This is a genomic window from Microbacterium sp. (assembly GCF_047606685.1).
Classification (GTDB): domain Bacteria; phylum Actinomycetota; class Actinomycetes; order Actinomycetales; family Microbacteriaceae; genus Microbacterium.
Genome location: NZ_JASGEC010000072.1, coordinates 18,387 through 37,286 on the forward strand (window position 1 = coordinate 18,387; position 18,900 = coordinate 37,286).

The window sequence follows — 18,900 nt, forward strand, 5'->3', positions numbered from 1 at the left end:
TCAGGACAGCGGCCGATAGCGAACCCTCACCGTGGAGTCGGGGTCGCCCGCCAGTGGACGGAGCCGAACTGGCGCGCCACCGGGCTTGCTGTAGAGCCGGACGCCGTCGCCGAGGAGGACCGGGGCGATGTGCAGGTCGATCTCGTCGATCAGGCCGAGTTCAAGCAGCTGGGCGCCGATGCTCGGCGAGAACACCATGACGTCCTTTGCTCCGGCCGCGGCCAACGCCAGCTGAACGACCTCACCGGGGTCGCGATGCAGGAAGGTCACGTTCTCGGCGGGCTCGGCGTCCTCGGGGTGGTGCGTGAGGACGAAGATCGGCCCCTGCCAGGCGCCGCCGCCCCAGGGGTTGTGTCCCACCGGCGAGTCCCAGCCGTCGCGTCCGGCGATGATCGCGCCGGTGCCTTCGATGTAGCCCTCGATCACTCCGGGCTCCGCCCGGTATCCACCAGTCGCCATCCAGTCCATGCTGTGGTGGGGTCCCGCGACGAATCCGTCCAGAGACATCATGAAGCTCCACAGCACGCGCCCGCGGCTCTGTTGCGGCCGCTCCGTATCCTCCGGCGTTCGTTCGCTCATGGGAGTCCGTCCCTTGTCGACTCGTCCTGTGGCGGCGGCGCGGCGGCCAGCCCCGCGAAGACCTGTGTCCCGGTGTCCATCAGAGTGTGTCGCCGTCTGGTCGCCACGGAGACGTCGGGGGAGCTTCGTTGGCCTTGCGGGTGAACGTGACGTGCACGGTGCCGCTCTCTGCCACCTCGGATGTCACGTCGTAAGCGGACTCGAGACCGCGCAGCCCGTCCCAGAGCCGCCCGCCGTCACCGAGCAGGATCGGAGCGACCGCGACGTGGAGCTCGTCGACGAGCCCCGCTCGCAGGAAGTCGCGGACCACGGTGGGGCCGCCGCCGATCCGCACATCCTGACCGTTCGCGGCTTCCGTCGCGAGCGCGAGCGCCTCCTCAGGAGTCGCCGAGAGGAAGCGGAACGTGGTGCCGCCGTCCATGACCAGCTCCGGCCGTTGCTCGTGCGTGAGCACGAACACCGGCGCGTGGAACGGCGGATTCTCGCCCCACCAGCCACGCCACTCCGGGTCGTTCGGGTGCAGGTGCAGCCCGAACATTCCGGCGCCCATGATCTCGGCGCCGATCCTCTCGAAGTACGCGGCGGCGTACTTGTCGTCGATGCCCGTTGTGCCGGCGCCCGAGGTGTCGCCGAAGACGCGCTCCTGCATGGTGCGCGTCGCCGCATAGGCCTCGACGAGCCGGAACCAGTCCTTGCCGAAGGGGTCCTCCGGGGTTCCGTCGGCGGTGCTGGCGAATCCGTCGAGTGAGATGTTCAGGTCGGCGCGTACTTTCATGGTCAGAACTCCTTAGGCGTTGGCATAGTGCAATTGGCATGATGGCTGACGGGTGTCGGGCGGTGCTCACGCGCTCTCGGGCTTTCGAGGATCGCCAGGACGGGCGAGACCGTGGTCGAAGGCGAAGACGACCGCCGCCGCCCGGTCGCGCAGATCGAGCTTCATGAAGATGTGGCTGATGTGGGTCTTCACGGTGCCCTCGCCGAGGAAGAGGCCGTCGGCGATCTCGCTGTTGGACAGGCCCGCGCCGATGAGGGAGAGCACGTCCTTCTCGCGCGGGGTGAGCAGATCGACCTGCGCGCCGGGCCGCATCGGCGGGCGCCCTTCCCGGTACGTGGTGAGCACCCGGCCCGTGACTGCCGGGTCGAGCCAGGCGCCGCCGCTGGCGAGGGTGCGGACGGCGCGCTGGAGGTCTTCGGCCGGGGCGCCCTTGAGCAGGAACCCTGCGGCGCCGGCGCGGAGGGCACCGGCGAGGATCTCGTCCTCGTCGAAGGTCGTCAGTACCAAGACGGGCGGCGCTGCGTCGACCCGGGTGAGCGCGTGCGTGGCGGTGATGCCGTCGACGCCCGGCATACGGACATCCATCACCACGACATCCGGCTCGAGATGCGCGACGACCTGAGCGACGTCGATTCCGGTGTCGAGCTCGCCGACGATCGTGAACCCGTAGCGTTCGCGGAGGATGCCGCGCAACCCGGTGCGGATGAGCTCCTGGTCGTCCACGACAAGGACACGAATGTGGGGCGGGGTCATGCGGGGATCACCGCCTCGACCAGCCATCCTCCGGCCGACGGTCCGGCGGAGAGCGTGCCGCCGAGCGTCGCCACGCGTTCGTTCATCGCGATGATTCCCGTGCCTGCCGGGCGCCGGCCGCGAGGGGCGCCCCCGTTGCGGACTGTGATCCTGATCCGCTCGCGGGTGGTGTCCAGGCGGACCTTGATTGGTCCTCCGTCGCCGTGGCGGACGGCGTTGGTGAGGGATTCCTGCACGATCCGATACGCGATGAGGCTGCGTCCGGCGGCAATGCCCGCCGGGACTCCCCGCAGGTCGAGGTCGATGTCGGCGCCCGCGTTGCGATAGGAGTGGACGAGGTCGGGGATGTCGGCGACCGCCGGGGCCGGCGATGCCGCTGCCGCATCGCCGCTGCGCATCAAGCCAACGGCGGCGCGGACGTCATCGAGGCTGTCGCGGGCTGCGGACTCCGCCTCGGCGAGCGCTGCACGAGCGGCATGGAGATCGTCGTCGAGCGCGAGGCGGGCGCTGCCCAGGTGCAGCAGCGCGACGGTCAGGCTGTGCCCGACGAGGTCGTGCATCTCCCGTGCGATGCGATGCCGCTCGTCGGTGCGGGCGCGTTCGGCGAGCCGGGTTTGGGCGGCGTGCAGCCGCTCGACGAGCGTGCGCTGCCGGCGGACGAAGACGAACGCGCCACAGGTCAGCGCGACCCCGAACGTCCAGGTGACCCAGCCTGGCTCGCGACTGACCACCGTGAACATGATGACGAATTCCGCGGCCAGAGCGGCGCCCATGGCGATGGCCCACCGTGGCGGGAGCGTGAGCGCGGCCCAGCCGGCGATGACGCACATCCCGAACCAACCGAGGTTGCGCGGTTCTCCCCAGCACGCAGCCGTGACAGTGGCGGCCAACACGGTGAGACCGGCAACCAGCGGCCAGCCCGTGGCATCCATCCAGACCAGCACGGCCCCCGACACGATCGCCACGGTGCACAGTGCGAGGGCGACGAGAGGCTCACGGTGCGTCTGGATGGCGCCGACCGCGGTGAGGGCGGTGATGGCCGCGGGTGGCGCGAGGGCAGGGATGGCTCGCGCCATCCACCGTCGTGCGCCGACCGGTGGTGTCATAGTCGGCTCCGTGGCGTGGCGAGTGCGGTCGCGACGACGGCGATGGCGGCGACGATCAGGAGCGGCCCGGTTCCGTCGCCGAGGCCGAGCCACGGGTCGCGGATGGCCTGGTTTGCGAGCGCGAGCGGCTGGTTCTCGGCGATCGCCCGCAGCACGGGAGGCATGACCGAGGTCGGCGGACCGCCCACACCGAGGAGGAAAGACGGGAAGTACAGCAGCAGCCCGACGGCCTGCGCGGCGCGCGCGGTGGGCAGCAACGTCCCGAGCAGAACGCCGATCGAGACGAAGGCGATCGAGGCGACGATGATTCCGGCGCCGGCGCGCAGCGGATCCTGAACGGGCGGCACACCGTAGACCGGGGCGGCGACGAGCAGCAGCACAGCCCCGGCGACCGCGATGGAGATGAGCCCCAGCCATGACTGCGCGCACAGGAACGACCAGCGGGAGAAACCGGCGGCGGTGAAGCGTCGCAGCACCCCGCGCTCACGGTAGGAGGCGATGTGCAAGGGCAGCATGACGAACCCGACCGCGCCAATCATCACCGTGAAATAGGAGGCGATGTAGTAATGCGCGGGGTTGATCGGGAACCCGTGCGCCGGCTCGGTGCCGAACACGCCGCCCAGTGTCAGCATGCACAGAACAGGGAAGCCGACCGCGAAGATCAGAGTGAACGGGTCACGCGAGACCAGCCGCAGCTCCTGCGCGAGCAGTCTTCCCGTCACCGACCGGCTCCGTGCCCGCGAAAGGTCGGCCTCCGCAGGTGTCGTGTTCGTCATCGCACGCCTCCCGCCGCATGTCCCATCGCCAGGCTGGCGACTGCCTGTTCGGACGGATCGGTGAGCAGCGTCAGCAGGGCGGCCTCGAGATCGGGGATGTGCACGTCGAGGTCGGCGGGGAGCGGATCGATCCTGGCAGTGAGCCAGGCGCCGACGTGGGCGATGACGATGCGGGCGCCTCGGACCGTGATGGCGCTGCCGATGCAGGTCGCCGACTGCACCTCGGGCAGCCGGTTGAGTTGCTGCAGCGCTGCGGCCTGGTCGGTAGAGGGGGAAAGGGTGAAGCGGACGATCGTCTGTCCGCCGTGGCGGTCGACGAGCTCGGTCGGCGTGCCTTGGTCGAGGATCCGCCCGGCGCGCATGGCGACCACGCGGTCGCACAGTGCTTCGGCCTCGGTGGGTTCATGGGTGACCAGCAGCGCCGTGACGCCGGTGCGGCGAAGCTGCTCGACAGCCGCCCACACGTTGCGCCGGGCCGTGGGATCAAGGCCTTGCGTGAGTTCGTCGAGGATGACCAGGCGTGGCCGGTTCAGCAGGGCGAGCACGAGGAACAGCCGTTGGCGCTCCCCGCCGCTGAGCCCTGCGAACGGCGTCCGCGCGCGGTGGGCGATCCCGAACTGCCCCATCAGCGCGGCCGGGTCGGAAGCGTCCGGGCCGGCGAACAGGGCCACCGCTTCGGAGACTCGCATCCGGTCTGGCAGGGCGGAGTCCTGCAGCTGGCTGCCGACCTGCGACCGCACGCGCTGCGCGTCGGCCGCCGGGTCGAGCCCGAAGACGCGGATGCTGCCGGCATCCTGGCGGCGAAGGCCCTGGATGCACTCGATCGCCGTGGTCTTGCCGGTGCCGTTCGCGCCGATCAGGCCGACCACCTCGCCGGGGTGGACGTCCAGATCGAACCGGTCGAGGACGAGCTTGCCGCCGTAGGACTTCGACAGACCGCGGACGCTCACGACGGCGTCGGCAGCTGGCGGTGTTGTGTCGTTCATACCCACCACGCAAGCGCGAACAGGCGATGGCGCACATCTGGGCACGGGCCGAGATCGGGCTCCCGCCACGGTGGGATGAGCGCGCGACACGGTCACCAACTCGATTCCGTCGCTGGTTGTCAGGGAGCGAGGGCGGCGAGGACCGTGTCGCGCACCAGTGTCGGCGCTTCGTCCCCGCCGATCTCGCCGCGATGGACGGCAAGCGATGCGCCGTGCAGGATCGCCTGGATGACGCCCACCTGCCACTCGATCGGCATGTCGGCACGGAACTCGCCAGCGTCGCGCCCGCGCGTCAACAGCGCGACGACTCGCGCGGCGGGCTCGTCGTGGGCGCGCCGCATGTCCTCCGGCGCCAGCGCCTGCGATCCGGCGATCACCACCGCGCCGTAGCGGTGGGTCAGCCGCCACGTCTCCTCGAGCAGTCGTCCGAGCGCCTCGCGCGGGTCGCCTTCCAGGTCTAGGGTGGCGAGCACTTCGCTGGTGTTGTGGATCGCCCGCTGGGCGACCTCGCGGACAAGAGCGGTTCGGGAGTCGAAATGCCCGTAGAGGGTGACGCGGCCGACGCCGGCCGCCTTCGCGATCTCGTTCACACTGGCATCGGGGTTGGTTGCCAGCAACCGGGTGGCCGCGTCGATGATCGCCTCGATATTGCGGAGCGCGTCGGCGCGCTTCCCGCGCTCCCGGCGCGTCTGACTCGCCGCGGAGTTTCCGTCGACGTCGGCGATGGCCGAGCGCTGCAGGACCGGGGATGCCGCAACAACTCGAACCATGATGTACAGGTTAACAACTTGTACAGTCATGTTCAAGAAGGTTGAGAGCATGAACACCCTTGCCGTCTCGCCCTAGGCTGGGAGCCGTGCTGCTGAGCGACCGTGACATCCGTGCCGAAGTCGCCGCCGGGCGCATCGGCCTCGACCCGTGGCAGCCCGAGATGGTGCAGCCGTCGAGCGTCGATGTGCGGCTCGACCGCTACTTCCGCCTCTTCGACAACCACAAGTACCCGTTCATCGACCCGGCCGAGAGCCAGCCCGACCTCACGCACCTCATCGAGGTCGACCCCGCCGAGCCGTTCATTCTGCACCCGGGCGAGTTCGCGCTCGGGTCGACCTTCGAGCTCGTGTCGCTGCCTGACGACGTCGCCGCGCGCCTGGAGGGGAAGTCGTCGCTCGGCCGGCTCGGGCTGCTCACGCACTCGACCGCCGGGTTCATCGACCCGGGGTTCACGGGGCACGTCACCCTCGAGCTGTCGAACGTCGCGACGCTGCCGATCAAGCTGTGGCCGGGCATGAAGATCGGGCAGCTGTGCTTCTTCCGGCTGTCGTCGGCGACCGAGAACCCGTACGGCTCGGGCCCGTACGGCAACAGGTACCAGGGGCAGCGGGGCCCGACGGCATCCCGCTCGCACCAGAACTTCCACGTCACCGACGTGGGCACGACCGATGCCGGGGCCAGCGGCGGCTGATCCGACGCGGTGAGACGGTCGACGCGCTCAGGCCGCGGCGCGGCGCGGTCGCCTCGGTGAGTTGCCGCGTTCTGCGGTCCGCGTTGCGATTCGCGGCAATCGACGGAACGTGCCGGGGTTTCGGTTGCCGCGTTCTGCACGTGCGACTGCGGATCGCGGCAACTGAACGGCGGCGGGGTGCGCGAGAGGGGCGCGACCCGGGATGGATCGCGCCCCTCGCGAGTGGGGGTCAGACGGCGGAGGGGGATGCCGCGTCCGCGGCGCCGTCTGCGGAGTTGGCGGCGCGGAAGCCCGCGGCGAATCCGCGCTCAAAGGCGCGCTCGGCCTTGCGTCCGGCGTGCTTGCCCCGGCGGTGGTGCGGATGTGCCGGGTGGTGTCCGCCCGGGCACCCGTCGGCGTGACGGCCGGGGCCGAAACCGCGCTGGCCGGGGCCGAAGCGGTGCCCGCCCTCGGGGCCGAAGCCGTGCTCGTCCGGGCCGAAGCCGTGCGGCTGCCGCTCGCCGCCCGGCCCAAACGGCCTACCGTGCCCAAACGGCCCGTTCGGGCCGAACCCCGGCCTGAACCCGGGGCCGAACGGCCGGCCGCGGCCGAAGCGGCGGCCACGCGGCATCCGCTCGTTCTCGTCCCAGCCGAGCTGGCGGGCGATGGCCTGAAGCGACGCGGTCATGGTCGCGAAGTCCTCGGGCGACACGGCGTTCGCCACCTTCTCGCGCACGCTCTGCACGAGCGCGCTCAGTCGCGCGTGGGCCGCGCGGCCCTCGTCGGTGAGCTGCCAGCTGCCGTCGATCTCGTCGGCCCAGCCGCGGTCGGCCAGCGCGCGCAGGCGCTTGCCGCGTCGCGCGAGGCGGTCTGCGAGGCCGGCGAAGTCTGCCTCGCCGGACAGCGCGTTCAGCAGCATCCAGTCGCGGCGGCTGACGTCTTCTTCGGCGAACGCCGTGGCGAACTCGCGCGAGATCAGGTGGTCGACGACGCGCAGCCAGTAGCCGAGCGGCCGACGGTCGGTGGGGATGCCGCCCTCGGGCGGCTCGGGGGTGTGGTTTTCCTTCGTCATGGCGAATCCTCTCAAATGTTTGTCATATGGCATGTACATGCACTATGACATGCACCGTAGATACTTGTCAAGTCGCATGTAAAGTGAGGGGATGCCGCAGCCCGACCCCGCCGACCAGATCGCCGCCGCTCTCGCGCGCCTGCGCGGCCGCCGGGGGCCCAGACCGCCGTGGGAGGGCGGCGGGCCGCCCTGGATGCGCGGGGGCCCGCACTCCCGGATGCACGGCGGGCACGACCCGCACGACGGGCACGGCCCGCACCACGGCCGCGGCGGACCCGGGGGTCCGCACGCGCGGTTCGCGGGGCCGGCGCGGCTTCGGCTGCTCGAGGCGTTGAGCTCGGCATCCGCCCCGCTGACCGTGAGCGAGCTGGCCGACGCGATCGGCGTCGACCAGCCGCGGGCGTCGCGGCTGGTGCAGCAGTCGGTGGAGCTGGGGCTCGTGCGCCGCGAGGCCGATCCCGACGACGCCCGGCGCACGCGCATCGTGCTCACCGACGAGGGCGCCGCGATCGTGCGCCGGTTCCGGGGCGACCGACGGGATGCCGTCGCGCAAGCGCTCGCGGAGTTCACCGCCGACGAGCGCGCCGAGCTCGCGCGCCTGCTCGCGAAGCTCGCCGACGCGTGGCCCCACTGACCGGTCCGGGCTACGCGCGCTCGTGGCGCGGCAACCGCACGAGCAGCAGCAGCGCGAGCCCGACAGCGAGCACGATGGCAAGGCCCAGGATGCCGAAGTGCGTCGCGCCGAACGCGGCGATGAACAGCGACCACAGCAAGGGGGAGAGGAAGCTCATCACGCGCCCCGTCGTGGCGAACAGACCGAAGACCTCGCCCTGCATTCCGGCCGGTGTCACGCGGGCCAGAAGCGACCGGCTCGACGCTTGCGCGGGCCCGACCGCGGCCGACAGGATGATGCCGCCGACCCAGAAGACGGTCTTGCCGCCCTCTCGGAAGAAGAACACGAACAGCGTGCTCGCGACGAGGATGCACAGCGCCGCCACGATCACGGCGCGCGCGCCGAACCGGTCGTCGAGCCGCCCCGCCACGATCGTGGACACGCCCGCGACGAGGTTCAGGGCGATGCCGAACATGATCACCTCATTCGACGTGAAGCCGAACGACACGGCAGCGAGCACGCCGCCGAAGGCGAACACGCCGGCCAGCCCGTCGCGGTAGACCGCGCTCGCGATGAGGAACCAGAACGTCGGCCGGTGCTCGCGGAACAGCGCCGCGACATCCCGCGCCAGCACGGCGTAGCTGTGCAGGAACCCGACTCGCGGGCGCCCCTCGTGCGCAGGCGACTCGGGCACGTTGAACACGAAGGGCAGCGCGAACAGCACGGTCCACACCGCCGCGCCCACCGCGATCAGCCGGTATGCGAGGCCGTCCGCGACGTCGAGCCCGAACCAGTCGAGCTGGTTCAGCGCGACGACGATGACGAGCGCGAAGATGCCGCCGATGTAGCCCAGGCCCCAGCCGAGCCCGCTCACGCGCCCGATGGTCTTCGGCGTCGAGACCTCCACGAGCATCGCGTTGTAGCTGACGTTGGCGATCTCGGACGAGACCGACCCGAGCGCGACGAGGGCCGCTCCGAGCCAGAAGTGCATCGGGTCGGACCCGACGAAGAACAGCCCGAACTGCAGCAGCGCCAGCATGGCCGTCGCCGCGACGACCCAGCGCTTCTTGCTGCCCGCCGCGTCGGCGCGCTGCCCCAGCACGGGCGCGAGGAGGAGGATGGCGATGCCCGCCGCGAAGCCCACCCAGCCGTACCACTCCGCAAGTCGCGACAGCCCGCGGCAGTACTCGGTGGCGGCGTCGGCGGCGCGCGAGCACACGAGCGCGCCGTCGGCGTTCTGCGCGGCGATGTCGGCGGGCAGGAAGCTGGGCGAGGCGAGGTAGAGCGGGACGAAAACGAACGTCAGGATGACGGAGTTGAACGGCTGCGTCGCCCAGTCCCACAGCGCCCACGACCACACCCGCGTGCGCGGCGCCTCGGGTTCCATGATCCACACGCTACCCGCGCGGACCTCCGCGCGGGCGCGTTCAGAAGCTGTGAGCCTTCAACCACGCCTTTTCCTTGGCGGACGAAACGTACTGCACGAGCACGTCCTTTCCGCTGCCGCCGTTGAGGTAGTCGTGCCCGGGACCGCCCTGGAGCAGGTCTTGGCCGGACCGGCCGTAGAGGCGGTCGTTGTGGTCGTTTCCGTTGAGGCTGTCATAGCCGGAACCGCCGTCGAGCACGTCCGGGCCGGTGCCGCCGGCGAGCCGGTCGTTGCCGGATTGCCCGTAGAGCTTGTCGGCGGCAGTGCCGCCGTACAGGATGTCGTTGCCGGATCCGCCGCGCAGGGTGTCGCGCCCGGTCTGTGTGCCGCCGTTCAGGGTGTCATTGCCGGATCCGCCGTGGATGTAGTCGTCGCCGCGTGAGCCCTGGAGCGTGTCGTTGCCGCTGGATCCGTAGATGCGGGCGTCGTCGAAGCCGGAGCGGATGTAGTCGTCGCCGGATCCGCCGCCGAGGAGGTCGCTGCCGCCGCCCGCGCCGTACACCCTGTCATTCCCCGCGTCGCCGTGCACTTCGTCGTCGCCTGTGCCGTCGCCGATCAGGTCGCCGCCGTCGCCGCCGTGGATCAGGTCGTCGCCGGCTCCCCCGTTGATGTGGTCGTCGTCGCCGTCGCCGTAGAGCTGGTCATTGCCGCCGCTGTAGTCCACGATGTCGTCGCCGCCGTCGCCGCCGTACACGGTGTCGTCGCCGGCGCCTGCGTCGATCTCGTCGCGCCCTGCCCCGCCGTACACGGTGTCGTCGCCGGCGCCCGCCTCGATCGAGTTGCCCGCGTCTCCGCCGCAGATGAGGTCGTCGCCCCCGAGCCCGTAGATCTCGTCGTAGCCAGACGTGCCGACGATCACGTCGTCGCCCTCCGTGCCGACGATGTCCTCGCCCTCGACGGCGATGATGGTCGCATCCTGCCCTGCGCAGGTGGAGCTCGCCGCGTGCGCCGCCGGGGCGAGCGCGAGGGCGAGGCCGCCCGCGCACAGCGCGAGCAGGCCGGTGGTGAGTGTTCTCGATGCGCGCATGGGATTCTCCAATGAATAGGCGCCCGTATTCTCGTGAACTTACTCCCCCACCCTGGGAATTGCGACGGAGAAGTCGGCTGCCGAAACTTGAGCCTATGAATATCAAGTTCGTTTTGACAGCGATGGATGCGGCGGCTATCGTGGACCGTGGCTCAAACTTGAGCCCCACTGACTCATTTTTTGGGCCACACCTGACAATCAAGGAGAAGCGCACATGCCACGTGCAGTTGGAATCGACCTCGGAACGACGAACTCCGTTGTGAGCGTCCTCGAGGGCGGCGAGCCGAAGGTCATCGCGAACGCCGAGGGCTTCCGCACGACCCCGTCGGTGGTCGCGTTCACGAAGGACGGCGAGGTGCTCGTCGGCGAGACCGCCAAGCGCCAGGCCGTGACGAACGTCGACCGCACCATCACCTCCGTCAAGCGCCACATGGGCACCGACTGGAAGACCCAGGCCATCGACGGCAAGAACTACACGCCGCAGGAGGTGTCGGCCCGCATCCTGCAGAAGCTCAAGCGCGACGCCGAGCAGTACCTCGGCGACTCGGTGGCCGACGCCGTCATCACGGTGCCCGCCTACTTCAACGACGCCGAGCGCCAGGCGACGAAGGAGGCCGGCGAGATCGCGGGCCTGAACGTGCTGCGCATCATCAACGAGCCCACCGCCGCCGCCCTCGCGTACGGGCTCGACAAGGGCAAGGAGGACGAGCTCATCCTCGTCTTCGACCTCGGTGGCGGAACCTTCGACGTGTCGCTGCTCGAGGTGGGCAAGGACGACGACTTCTCGACCATCCAGGTGCGGGCGACCGCCGGCGACAACCGCCTCGGCGGCGACGACTGGGACCAGCGCCTCGTCGATTACCTCATCAAGCAGTTCAAGGACACCACGGGTGTCGACGTCGCGGGCGACAAGATCGCGCTGCAGCGCCTCAAGGAGGCCGCGGAGCAGGCGAAGAAGGAGCTGTCGTCGTCGACGAGCACGAGCATCAACCTGCCGTACCTGTCGCTGACCGAGAACGGCCCCGTGTCGCTTTCCGAGACGATCACCCGCGCGAAGTTCGAGGACCTCACAAAAGACCTGCTCGACCGCACCAAGAAGCCGTTCGCGGATGTCATCCGCGAGGCGGGCATCAAGGTGGCCGACATCGACCACGTCGTGCTTGTCGGCGGCTCGACCCGCATGCCCGCCGTGACCGACCTCGTCAAGCAGGAGACCGGGGGCCGCGAGCCCAACAAGGGCGTCAACCCCGACGAGGTGGTCGCCGTCGGCGCCGCGCTGCAGGCGGGCGTGCTGAAGGGCGAGCGCAAGGACGTGCTGCTGATCGACGTCACGCCGCTGAGCCTTGGCATCGAGACCAAGGGCGGCATCATGACGAAGCTCATCGAGCGCAACACCGCGATCCCGACCAAGCGCAGCGAGACGTTCACGACCGCCGACGACAACCAGCCGTCGGTTGCGATCCAGGTGTTCCAGGGCGAGCGCGAGTTCACCCGCGACAACAAGCCGCTGGGCACGTTCGAGCTGACCGGCATCGCTCCGGCTCCGCGCGGCATCCCTCAGGTCGAGGTCACCTTCGACATCGACGCGAACGGCATCGTGCACGTGTCGGCGAAGGACAAGGGCACCGGCAAAGAGCAGTCGATGACGATCACGGGCGGCTCGTCGCTGCCCAAGGAAGACATCGACCGCATGGTCAAGGAGGCCGAGGAGCACGCCTCCGAAGACAAGAAGCGCCGCGAGTCGGCGGAGACCCGCAACCAGGCCGAGACCCTCTCGTACTCGATCGAGAAGCTCATCAAGGAGAACGAGGACAAGCTCCCGGCCGAGGTGAAGGACTCCGTGCAGGCGGATGTCGACGCGCTCAAGTCCGCGCTGGCCGGTGACGACGACGACGCGGTCAAGAACGCGTTCGACAAGCTGAACCAGTCGCAGGGCCAGCTCGGCGAGGCGATCTACGCGGCGAGCCAGGCGGCGAGCGAGACCCCCGACCCGGCGGCGAACGAGCCCGGCTCGGGCGACGCGCCGAACCCGGAGGAGGATGTCATCGACGCCGAGGTCGTCGAGGACGAGGACGAGAAGAAGTAGAGAATCAGAAGATGACCGACAAGGACTTCCCGGAAGTCCCTGGCGAAGAGGGGTCGGATGCCGAGCACGCCGCGGCATCCGACCCCGAATCGCAGGGGGAGACCGACGCCGACGAGCTGACCGTCGAAGACGTGCTCGGCGTCCCGCAGAACGAGGACGCGGCGGCCGAGGACGCGCGCATCGCCGACCTTGAGTCGACGCTGCTGAACGACCTCAAGCGGCTGCAGGCCGAGTACGCCAACTACCGCCGGCGCACGGAGGAGCAGCGCGAGCTCGAGATCGACCGGGCCAAGGGCTCGATCGCCAAGGGGCTGCTGCCGGTGCTCGACGACCTCGACCGCGCCGACAAGCACGGCGACCTCGGCGAGGGCACGGCGTTCGCCGCGATCGCCGAGAAGCTGCGTGGCGTGGCCGAGCGCATCGGGCTGGACACCTACGGCGCGGCCGGCGAGCTGTTCGACCCGCAGCAGCACGAGGCGATCCTCCAGGTCGCCACGCCCGGCGCGACCGAGCCGACGATCCTCGAGGTCGTCGAGACCGGCTACCGCCTCGGCTCGGTCGAGTTGCGCCCCGCAAAGGTCGTTGTCGCAGCTCCCGCGCCCGAGGGGAGCGAGTAGGCGGCCATGGCGAGCCAAGACTGGTTCGACAAGGACTTCTACAAGGTCCTCGGCGTCTCCAAAGACGTCAGCGACGCCGACCTCAAAAAGACGTACCGCAAGCTCGCGCGCAAGCACCACCCCGACTCGAATCCAGGCGACGCGAAAGCCGAGGCGACGTTCAAGGAGATCAGCGAGGCGTACTCCGTGCTCTCCGACCCCGGGCAGCGCGAGGAGTACGACCAGATCCGCGCGATGGGCTCGGGCGCCCGCTTCACGGCGGGCGGTCAGGGCGCCGGCGGCTTCGAGGACGTGTTCAGCATGTTCGGGCAGGGGGGCGCGGGGCGCGGCAATGCGCGTTTCCAGACCACCGAGGACTTCGAGGACATCTTCTCGATGTTCAACCAGCAGCCCGGTGGCGGCTTTGGCTCCGGCCGATTCGGGCAGCCGACGGGCGGCTTTCGCGGCTACGGAGGGCCGACGAGGGGGGCGGATGTCACGGCGCGCACGACGCTTGACTTCGTCACCGCCGCCAAGGGCGAGACGATCACGCTGCAGAGCGAGGATGGCAAGCCGTTCAAGGTGAAGATCCCCGCCGGCGTCGCGGACGGCCAGAAGATCCGGCTGCGCGGACGAGGGCGGCCGTCGCCGGACGGCGGCGAGACCGGCGACATCGTTGTGCAGGTCGCCGTCCGCAAGCATCCCGTCTTCGAGCGCGACGGGCTGAACCTGCGCCTCACCGTCCCCGTCACGTTCGTCGAGGCCACCCTGGGCGCGACCATCGAGGTGCCCACGCTCGACGGCGACAGCGTGCGGCTGCGCGTCGCGCCCGGCACGCCGTCGGGCCGCATCCTGCGGGTCAAGGGGCGGGGCATCAAGACCACGAAGGGCGCCGGCGACCTGCTCGCCGAGGTGCACGTGGCCGTGCCCGCGCACCTCGACGATGCCGCGAAGGAGGCCCTCGAGAAGTTCCACGAGCTCGAGCCCAAGGAGAACCCGCGGGCCGACCTCATGGCGAAGGCCCGCGGCTGACATGGCTGCCACGCCCGCGGTGTTCGCGAAATCTCCTGATTTCGCCGAGACAGGACGATTCGCCGTGGATCATCCTGCGTACGCGGAATCTCCTGATGTGGGGAACGGCCTGATCTCGTGAATGGTGAGTGAGGGGAAGCACATGGCAGCGCAGACGGATGAGGACGCCCCGCTGTTCGCGATCGCGCTCGCGGCCGAGCTGGCCGGGATGCATCCGCAGACCCTGCGGCAGTACGACCGGCTCGGACTCGTCGTTCCCGGCCGCACGCGTGGCGGGTCGCGGCGCTACTCCTCGCGCAACATCGAGCAGCTGCGCGAGGTGGCGCGACTGTCTGCCGACGGCATCAGCCTGCCGGCGATCGCCCGCATCCTCGAGCTCGAGAACACCGTGCTGCGCCTTCGCCGCCAGGTCGCCGAGCTCGAAAAGCGTGTGCGCGACGAGATGCAGGCGCGGCCGGGCGCGCGCGTGTTCGCCGCGGGCACTAGCGGCCCGGTCGTGACGCTCACGTCGGGCAGGCGCGTGCGGCGCTCGACCGACATCGTCGTGTGGCGGCCGCTGCCGCGCGACCGCGACGAGGCCTGAGCGGCGCGAAACCCGCTCGAGGGCGGCTTGCGAATAGGCAAACCGTCCTTCGCGCTATCGGCGGACCACAGCGCGCTCGGGGTTGTGAAAACGAAAGCAGCGCAGCATCGTAATCACAAGATAAAAAAGAATTTCGACCAACTTCCCTGATTTTTTAGGAGAAGAACCGAAAGAAAACTAAACTCTTGCTGTCCGGGAGCACCGAAGCACACCGGGATGTGAGGAGTCGAAACAGCAATGAAGCTCAAACGAGGTCTCGTCCTGGCCGGCGTCACGGCCACCGCCCTCGGCATGACCGCGTGCGCCGGCGGCGCCGCGCCTGTCAACACGGAAAGCGGCGGTGGCGACACCGTCAGCTTCCGCTCGTGGAGCCCCATCGAGCAGACCACACAGCAGATGATCGAGGCGTTCGAAGCCAACAACGAAGGCACGATCGACGCCACGATCTTCAACTACCCGGAGTACATCGTCGACCTGCAGAGTCGTGCGAGCTCCAACACGATGCCCGATGTGGTCGGCCTCCAGCCGGGCGCCCTGACCCAGCAGTACCGCGAGCACCTCATGCCGCTGCAGGAATGCGCCGCCGAAACGTGGGGCGACGACTGGCAGGACAAGTTCTACCCCATCGGCATCGAGCAGGCCCGCATGGGCAACCCGGACGGCGACGAGAACTTCTACTCGCTGCCGTTGCTCACCCAGACGGTCAACCTGTGGGCGAACACGGAGATCTTCGAGGAGGAGGGCCAGAGCATCCCGACCACGTGGGACGAGCTCGCGTCCACGGCCGACGCCATGGGCGGCGGCGACTTCGCGCCGTTCCTCCTCCCCGCGAAGGACGCCTGGCTGCGCAACGTGGTCTTCCTGCAGATCGCGAACAACATCGCGCCCGGGAAGGTGTACGAGGCTGAGGCCGGCGACGCGAAGTGGACCGACCCCGACATCGTGAAGGGCTTCGAGTACTGGGGCAAGCTGTTCACCGACGGCATCGCCCAGGACGGCGCGATCGGCCTGGACTCCTACCCCGGCGGCGCGAACCAGTTCGAGGCGGGCAAGGCCGCGATGATCCCGCTCGGCGCGTGGTGGATCCAGCAGTCCGACCCGACCAAGGACCAGTCCACCATCCCGGCGTTGTCGAAAGGGATGTCGGGCTTCCAGCCGTTCCTGTTCCCGACGATTCCCGGCGGCGCCGCCGAGTCGCAGTTCGTGGGCGGCATCGACGTAGCACTCGGCATCTCGAAGGACACGAAGAACCCCGACCTGGCGTGCAAGGTGCTCACCGACTTCATCGCCGGAGCCGGCGCGCAGAAGCTCGTCAACACGATGAACGACGTGCCTGCGGTTGCCGGGCTCACGCCGGAGACGTTCACGAGCGACCGCCAGCAGGAGATCTGGGAGATGTTCGTCAACGACTGGCTGCCGCAGGTGAAGTACTCGCGGTACTTCGAGTCGCCCGACATCGACCAGGGCGTCGCCGACGCCCTCGCCGCGGTCGCGACCGGCGACATGACCCCCCAGGAAGCAGCCGAGTCGGTCCAGAAGGTCCAGGACTCGAACGGTTGACGCGCGGGAGGGCGCCTTCGGGCGCCCTCCCCCGTGGGAGGCACTGCACATGAAACCCCTGACGCGAGAGCGGCTGACCGGGCTGGCGTTCCTGGTTCCGACGATGATCCTGTTCTTCACGTTCGTCGTCTACCCGATCTTCTACAACCTGCAGGCCAGCACGCTGGACTGGGACGGCGTCAACCAGGGCACGTTCGTCGGCTTCGACAACTACGCGGAGCTGTTCGGGGACCCGATCTTCCTGACCACGCTGCGAAACTCGGCCTTCTGGATCGTGCTCACGATCATTCCGCAGACGGTCATCGGATTCCTGCTGGCTGTCGCGCTGAACCAGAAGCTGCGCGGCAGCACGGTCTACCGGGCGCTGTTTTTCATTCCGGCCATCCTGTCGCCGGTGGTGGTCGGCATCGTGTGGCAGAGCATCCTCGACCCGTTCAGCGGCGTGCTCGCGCAGGTCGGCCGGGCCACCGGCCTGACCTTCCTCGCCGGCGACTACCTCACCAGCCCCGACACCGCGATCTTCGCGGTGATCTTCGTGAACGTGTGGATGTGGACGGGCTTTTCCATGCTCTTCTACCTCGCCGGGCTGCAGCTCATCGACCCGAGCCTGACCGAGGCGGCCCGCATGGACGGCGCCAATGGCGTGCAGACGATGGCGCGCATCACATTCCCGCTCCTGAAGAACACCACGCTGTCGCTCGTGCTGCTCGGCGTCATCGGGTCGCTGAAGACCTTCGAGCTCGTCTACGTGCTCACCCAGGGCGGCCCGAACCACGCGTCGGAGATGCTGCCCACCTTCGCCTTCCAGGAGGCGTTCCAACTCCAGAACGTCGGCTACGCCTCGGCCATCAGCGTCGTGCTGCTCGTGATCGCGATCGTCAGCTCGCTGTCGATGGTCCGGGTGTTCGGCTCCGGCTTCATCACGGGAGACGAGAAATGACCCTCACCGAGACCGAGCGCATCGCCACCACGTCGTCCGCGCGCACCCGCCGGCGCGGCACGCCCGGCGCGCGCCGCGGATGGCTGCACATCGTGCTCATCCCGCTGGCGCTGGTGTGGATGGTGCCGCTGATCATGACGGTCGGCCTGTCGCTCATGCCGCCCGACAATCCGGCGACGCAGTTTTTCGGAATGCTCCCCGAGGTCTTCAGCTTCCGCAACTACCTGACGATCTGGGACCAGAACCCGATCCTGCTGCACCTGCTGAACAGTGTCATCATCACGGTGCCGTCCGTGCTGCTGGTGTGCCTCTTCGGCTCGATGGCGTCGTTCGCGCTGGCTCGGCTGCGCGTGCCGCTGAAGGCGCTGTTCTTCGGAGCGCTGATCCTCGCGCTGATCCTGCCGATGTCGAGCATCGTGGTGGCGACGTTCCGCATCCTGCAGACGATGCAGCTGTACAACAACCTGCTCGGCCTCGTGCTCGTGTACACCGCGCTCGGCCTGCCGTTCGCCGTGATCATCATCCGCACCTCGTACCTGGCCATTCCACTGGAGACCTACGAGGCGGCGCGACTGGACGGCGCCAGCGCGTGGCAGATCTTCTGGAGGCTCTACCTGCCGCTGGGAAAGCCCGCGCTCGCGGTGGTCGCGATCTGGCAGACGATGATGAGCTGGAACGACTTCCTCCTGCCGCTGGTCACGCTCGGCGACAACAACCTCAAGCCGCTCACCCTCGTGCCGCTCGCCTACCGCGGCATCTATCTGAGTCAGCCGGGCGCCCTGTTCGCCATCCTGGTGCTCATTTCGATCCCGGTCATCGCGCTGTTCGTCTTCGTCCAGAAGTACCTCGTCAACGGCCTCGCGGGGGCCATCAAGTGAGCGTCGTCGGCGTCGACATCGGCACCAGTGGCGTCCGGGCGGTCGCGTTCTCGGGGTCGGGCAGAGTGGTGGATGCCGCGTCGCGGCGACTGGTGCTGCACCGGCCTGCGCACGAGCGGGTCGAGCTCGACCCCGGCGAGCTCGTCGACGCCGTCGAGTCGGCCGTCGCCACCGTCGCAGCGGAGGCGACGGCCCGCGGCGACGCCCCGGAGGCGATCGCGCTCAGCGTGCTCGGCGAGGCGGTGCTGCCCGTCGACGCGCACGGCCGCCCGCTCGCGCCGATCGCCGTCAGTATGGACGCTCGCGGCGGCCCCGCCGCGAGCGCCCTCGGCGCGCGAGTCGGCGACGACCGGTACACCTCGGTGACCGGCCAGCCGCTGCACGGCATGTTCTCCGCGTTCAAGATCGCCGCCGGTGACGAGTCGTGGCAATCGGCGCACGCCTACCGGTGCGTGGGCGACTTCCTCGCCGAGCGCTGGACGGGCCGCGCCGGCATCGACGCGAGCCAGGCCGCCCGCATGGGCGTGCTCGACGTCGAGCGCGGCCAGTGGAGCGACGAGCTGCTCGCGGCGATCGCCGCGGACGCGCCGTGGCTGCGCCGCGAGGCGCTGCCCGAGCCGCTGCCCGGGGGCACAGTCATCGCGCCGATCGGCGCCGCCGCCGCGGAGCGA

General features: G+C 69.4%; 20 protein-coding genes. 10 read left to right on the forward strand and 10 right to left on the reverse strand.

Annotated elements, in window-relative coordinates:
• The 7 genes from QM611_RS08815 to QM611_RS08845 form a co-directional block, all read right to left on the reverse strand.
• Positions 1–579 carry a dihydrofolate reductase family protein gene (locus tag QM611_RS08815; RefSeq protein WP_415079537.1) on the reverse strand — a complete coding sequence of 193 codons (579 nt, stop codon included), beginning with the start codon at positions 577–579 and terminating at the stop codon, positions 1–3.
• 79 nt (positions 580–658) lie between these two features.
• The gene (locus tag QM611_RS08820) at positions 659–1,354 is read right to left on the reverse strand and encodes a dihydrofolate reductase family protein (protein ID WP_415079538.1); all 696 of its coding nucleotides are present in this window, start codon (positions 1,352–1,354) and stop codon (positions 659–661) included.
• A gap of 66 nt (positions 1,355–1,420) precedes the next feature.
• Positions 1,421–2,107, reverse strand: coding sequence for a response regulator transcription factor (locus QM611_RS08825; RefSeq protein ID WP_415079539.1), 687 nt, complete (start codon positions 2,105–2,107; stop codon positions 1,421–1,423).
• The gene (locus tag QM611_RS08830; RefSeq protein ID WP_415079540.1) at positions 2,104–3,213 is read right to left on the reverse strand and encodes a sensor histidine kinase; all 1,110 of its coding nucleotides are present in this window, start codon (positions 3,211–3,213) and stop codon (positions 2,104–2,106) included. Before QM611_RS08830 ends, QM611_RS08825 begins: the two co-directional genes overlap by 4 nt.
• Positions 3,210–3,989 (reverse strand): ABC transporter permease, encoded by a 780-nt coding sequence (locus QM611_RS08835; protein ID WP_415079541.1) that lies wholly within the window; start codon positions 3,987–3,989, stop codon positions 3,210–3,212. The genes QM611_RS08830 and QM611_RS08835 overlap by 4 nt, the downstream gene beginning before the upstream one ends.
• Positions 3,986–4,975, reverse strand: a complete 990-nt coding sequence (locus tag QM611_RS08840; RefSeq protein WP_415079542.1) for an ABC transporter ATP-binding protein — start codon at positions 4,973–4,975, stop codon at positions 3,986–3,988. The genes QM611_RS08835 and QM611_RS08840 overlap by 4 nt, the downstream gene beginning before the upstream one ends.
• A 119-nt stretch (positions 4,976–5,094) precedes the next feature.
• Complete coding sequence (locus QM611_RS08845; RefSeq protein ID WP_415079543.1) at positions 5,095–5,745, reverse strand: TetR/AcrR family transcriptional regulator; 651 nt, start codon at positions 5,743–5,745, stop codon at positions 5,095–5,097.
• Positions 5,746–5,831: 86 nt separating this feature from the next.
• Here QM611_RS08845 and dcd point away from each other — a divergent pair, with 86 nt between their 5' ends.
• Entirely contained in the window at positions 5,832–6,437 is a 606-nt protein-coding gene (gene dcd, locus QM611_RS08850; RefSeq protein ID WP_415079544.1) for a dCTP deaminase, read from the forward strand.
• A 229-nt stretch (positions 6,438–6,666) separates the two neighbouring features.
• Here dcd and QM611_RS08855 read toward each other — a convergent pair whose 3' ends face one another.
• Entirely contained in the window at positions 6,667–7,488 is an 822-nt protein-coding gene (locus QM611_RS08855) for a MarR family winged helix-turn-helix transcriptional regulator (protein ID WP_415079545.1), read from the reverse strand.
• Between the two features lie 91 nt (positions 7,489–7,579).
• Here QM611_RS08855 and QM611_RS08860 point away from each other — a divergent pair, with 91 nt between their 5' ends.
• Entirely contained in the window at positions 7,580–8,122 is a 543-nt protein-coding gene (locus QM611_RS08860; protein WP_415079546.1) for a MarR family winged helix-turn-helix transcriptional regulator, read from the forward strand.
• Between the two features lie 10 nt (positions 8,123–8,132).
• On the opposite strand, the gene QM611_RS08865 is transcribed toward QM611_RS08860, so the two are convergent.
• On the reverse strand, positions 8,133–9,488 hold the full coding sequence (locus QM611_RS08865; protein ID WP_415079547.1) for an MFS transporter: 1,356 nt from the start codon (positions 9,486–9,488) through the stop codon (positions 8,133–8,135).
• Positions 9,489–9,528: 40 nt separating this feature from the next.
• Positions 9,529–10,554: a calcium-binding protein gene (locus QM611_RS08870; RefSeq protein WP_415079548.1), complete on the reverse strand. Its 1,026-nt coding sequence runs from the start codon at positions 10,552–10,554 to the stop codon at positions 9,529–9,531.
• A gap of 214 nt (positions 10,555–10,768) precedes the next feature.
• Between QM611_RS08870 and dnaK the strand changes: the two genes are divergently transcribed.
• The 8 genes from dnaK to QM611_RS08910 form a co-directional block, all read left to right on the forward strand.
• Positions 10,769–12,640: a molecular chaperone DnaK gene (dnaK, locus tag QM611_RS08875; protein WP_415079549.1), complete on the forward strand. Its 1,872-nt coding sequence runs from the start codon at positions 10,769–10,771 to the stop codon at positions 12,638–12,640.
• An 11-nt stretch (positions 12,641–12,651) separates the two neighbouring features.
• Positions 12,652–13,257 carry a nucleotide exchange factor GrpE gene (locus tag QM611_RS08880; protein WP_415079550.1) on the forward strand — a complete coding sequence of 202 codons (606 nt, stop codon included), beginning with the start codon at positions 12,652–12,654 and terminating at the stop codon, positions 13,255–13,257.
• 6 nt (positions 13,258–13,263) lie between these two features.
• Positions 13,264–14,268, forward strand: a complete 1,005-nt coding sequence (locus QM611_RS08885) for a DnaJ C-terminal domain-containing protein (RefSeq protein WP_415079551.1) — start codon at positions 13,264–13,266, stop codon at positions 14,266–14,268.
• Positions 14,269–14,410: 142 nt separating this feature from the next.
• Positions 14,411–14,851 (forward strand): heat shock protein transcriptional repressor HspR, encoded by a 441-nt coding sequence (locus tag QM611_RS08890; RefSeq protein ID WP_415079552.1) that lies wholly within the window; start codon positions 14,411–14,413, stop codon positions 14,849–14,851.
• A 237-nt stretch (positions 14,852–15,088) separates the two neighbouring features.
• Positions 15,089–16,411, forward strand: coding sequence for an ABC transporter substrate-binding protein (locus tag QM611_RS08895; RefSeq protein WP_415079553.1), 1,323 nt, complete (start codon positions 15,089–15,091; stop codon positions 16,409–16,411).
• Between the two features lie 49 nt (positions 16,412–16,460).
• Positions 16,461–17,351 (forward strand): carbohydrate ABC transporter permease, encoded by an 891-nt coding sequence (locus QM611_RS08900; RefSeq protein ID WP_415079554.1) that lies wholly within the window; start codon positions 16,461–16,463, stop codon positions 17,349–17,351.
• Positions 17,348–18,229, forward strand: a complete 882-nt coding sequence (locus tag QM611_RS08905) for a carbohydrate ABC transporter permease (RefSeq protein ID WP_415079555.1) — start codon at positions 17,348–17,350, stop codon at positions 18,227–18,229. The genes QM611_RS08900 and QM611_RS08905 overlap by 4 nt, the downstream gene beginning before the upstream one ends.
• Positions 18,226–18,900 (forward strand): FGGY family carbohydrate kinase (locus QM611_RS08910; protein WP_415079556.1); only part of this gene is annotated, 675 nt, incomplete at its 3' end. The genes QM611_RS08905 and QM611_RS08910, both read left to right, overlap by 4 nt.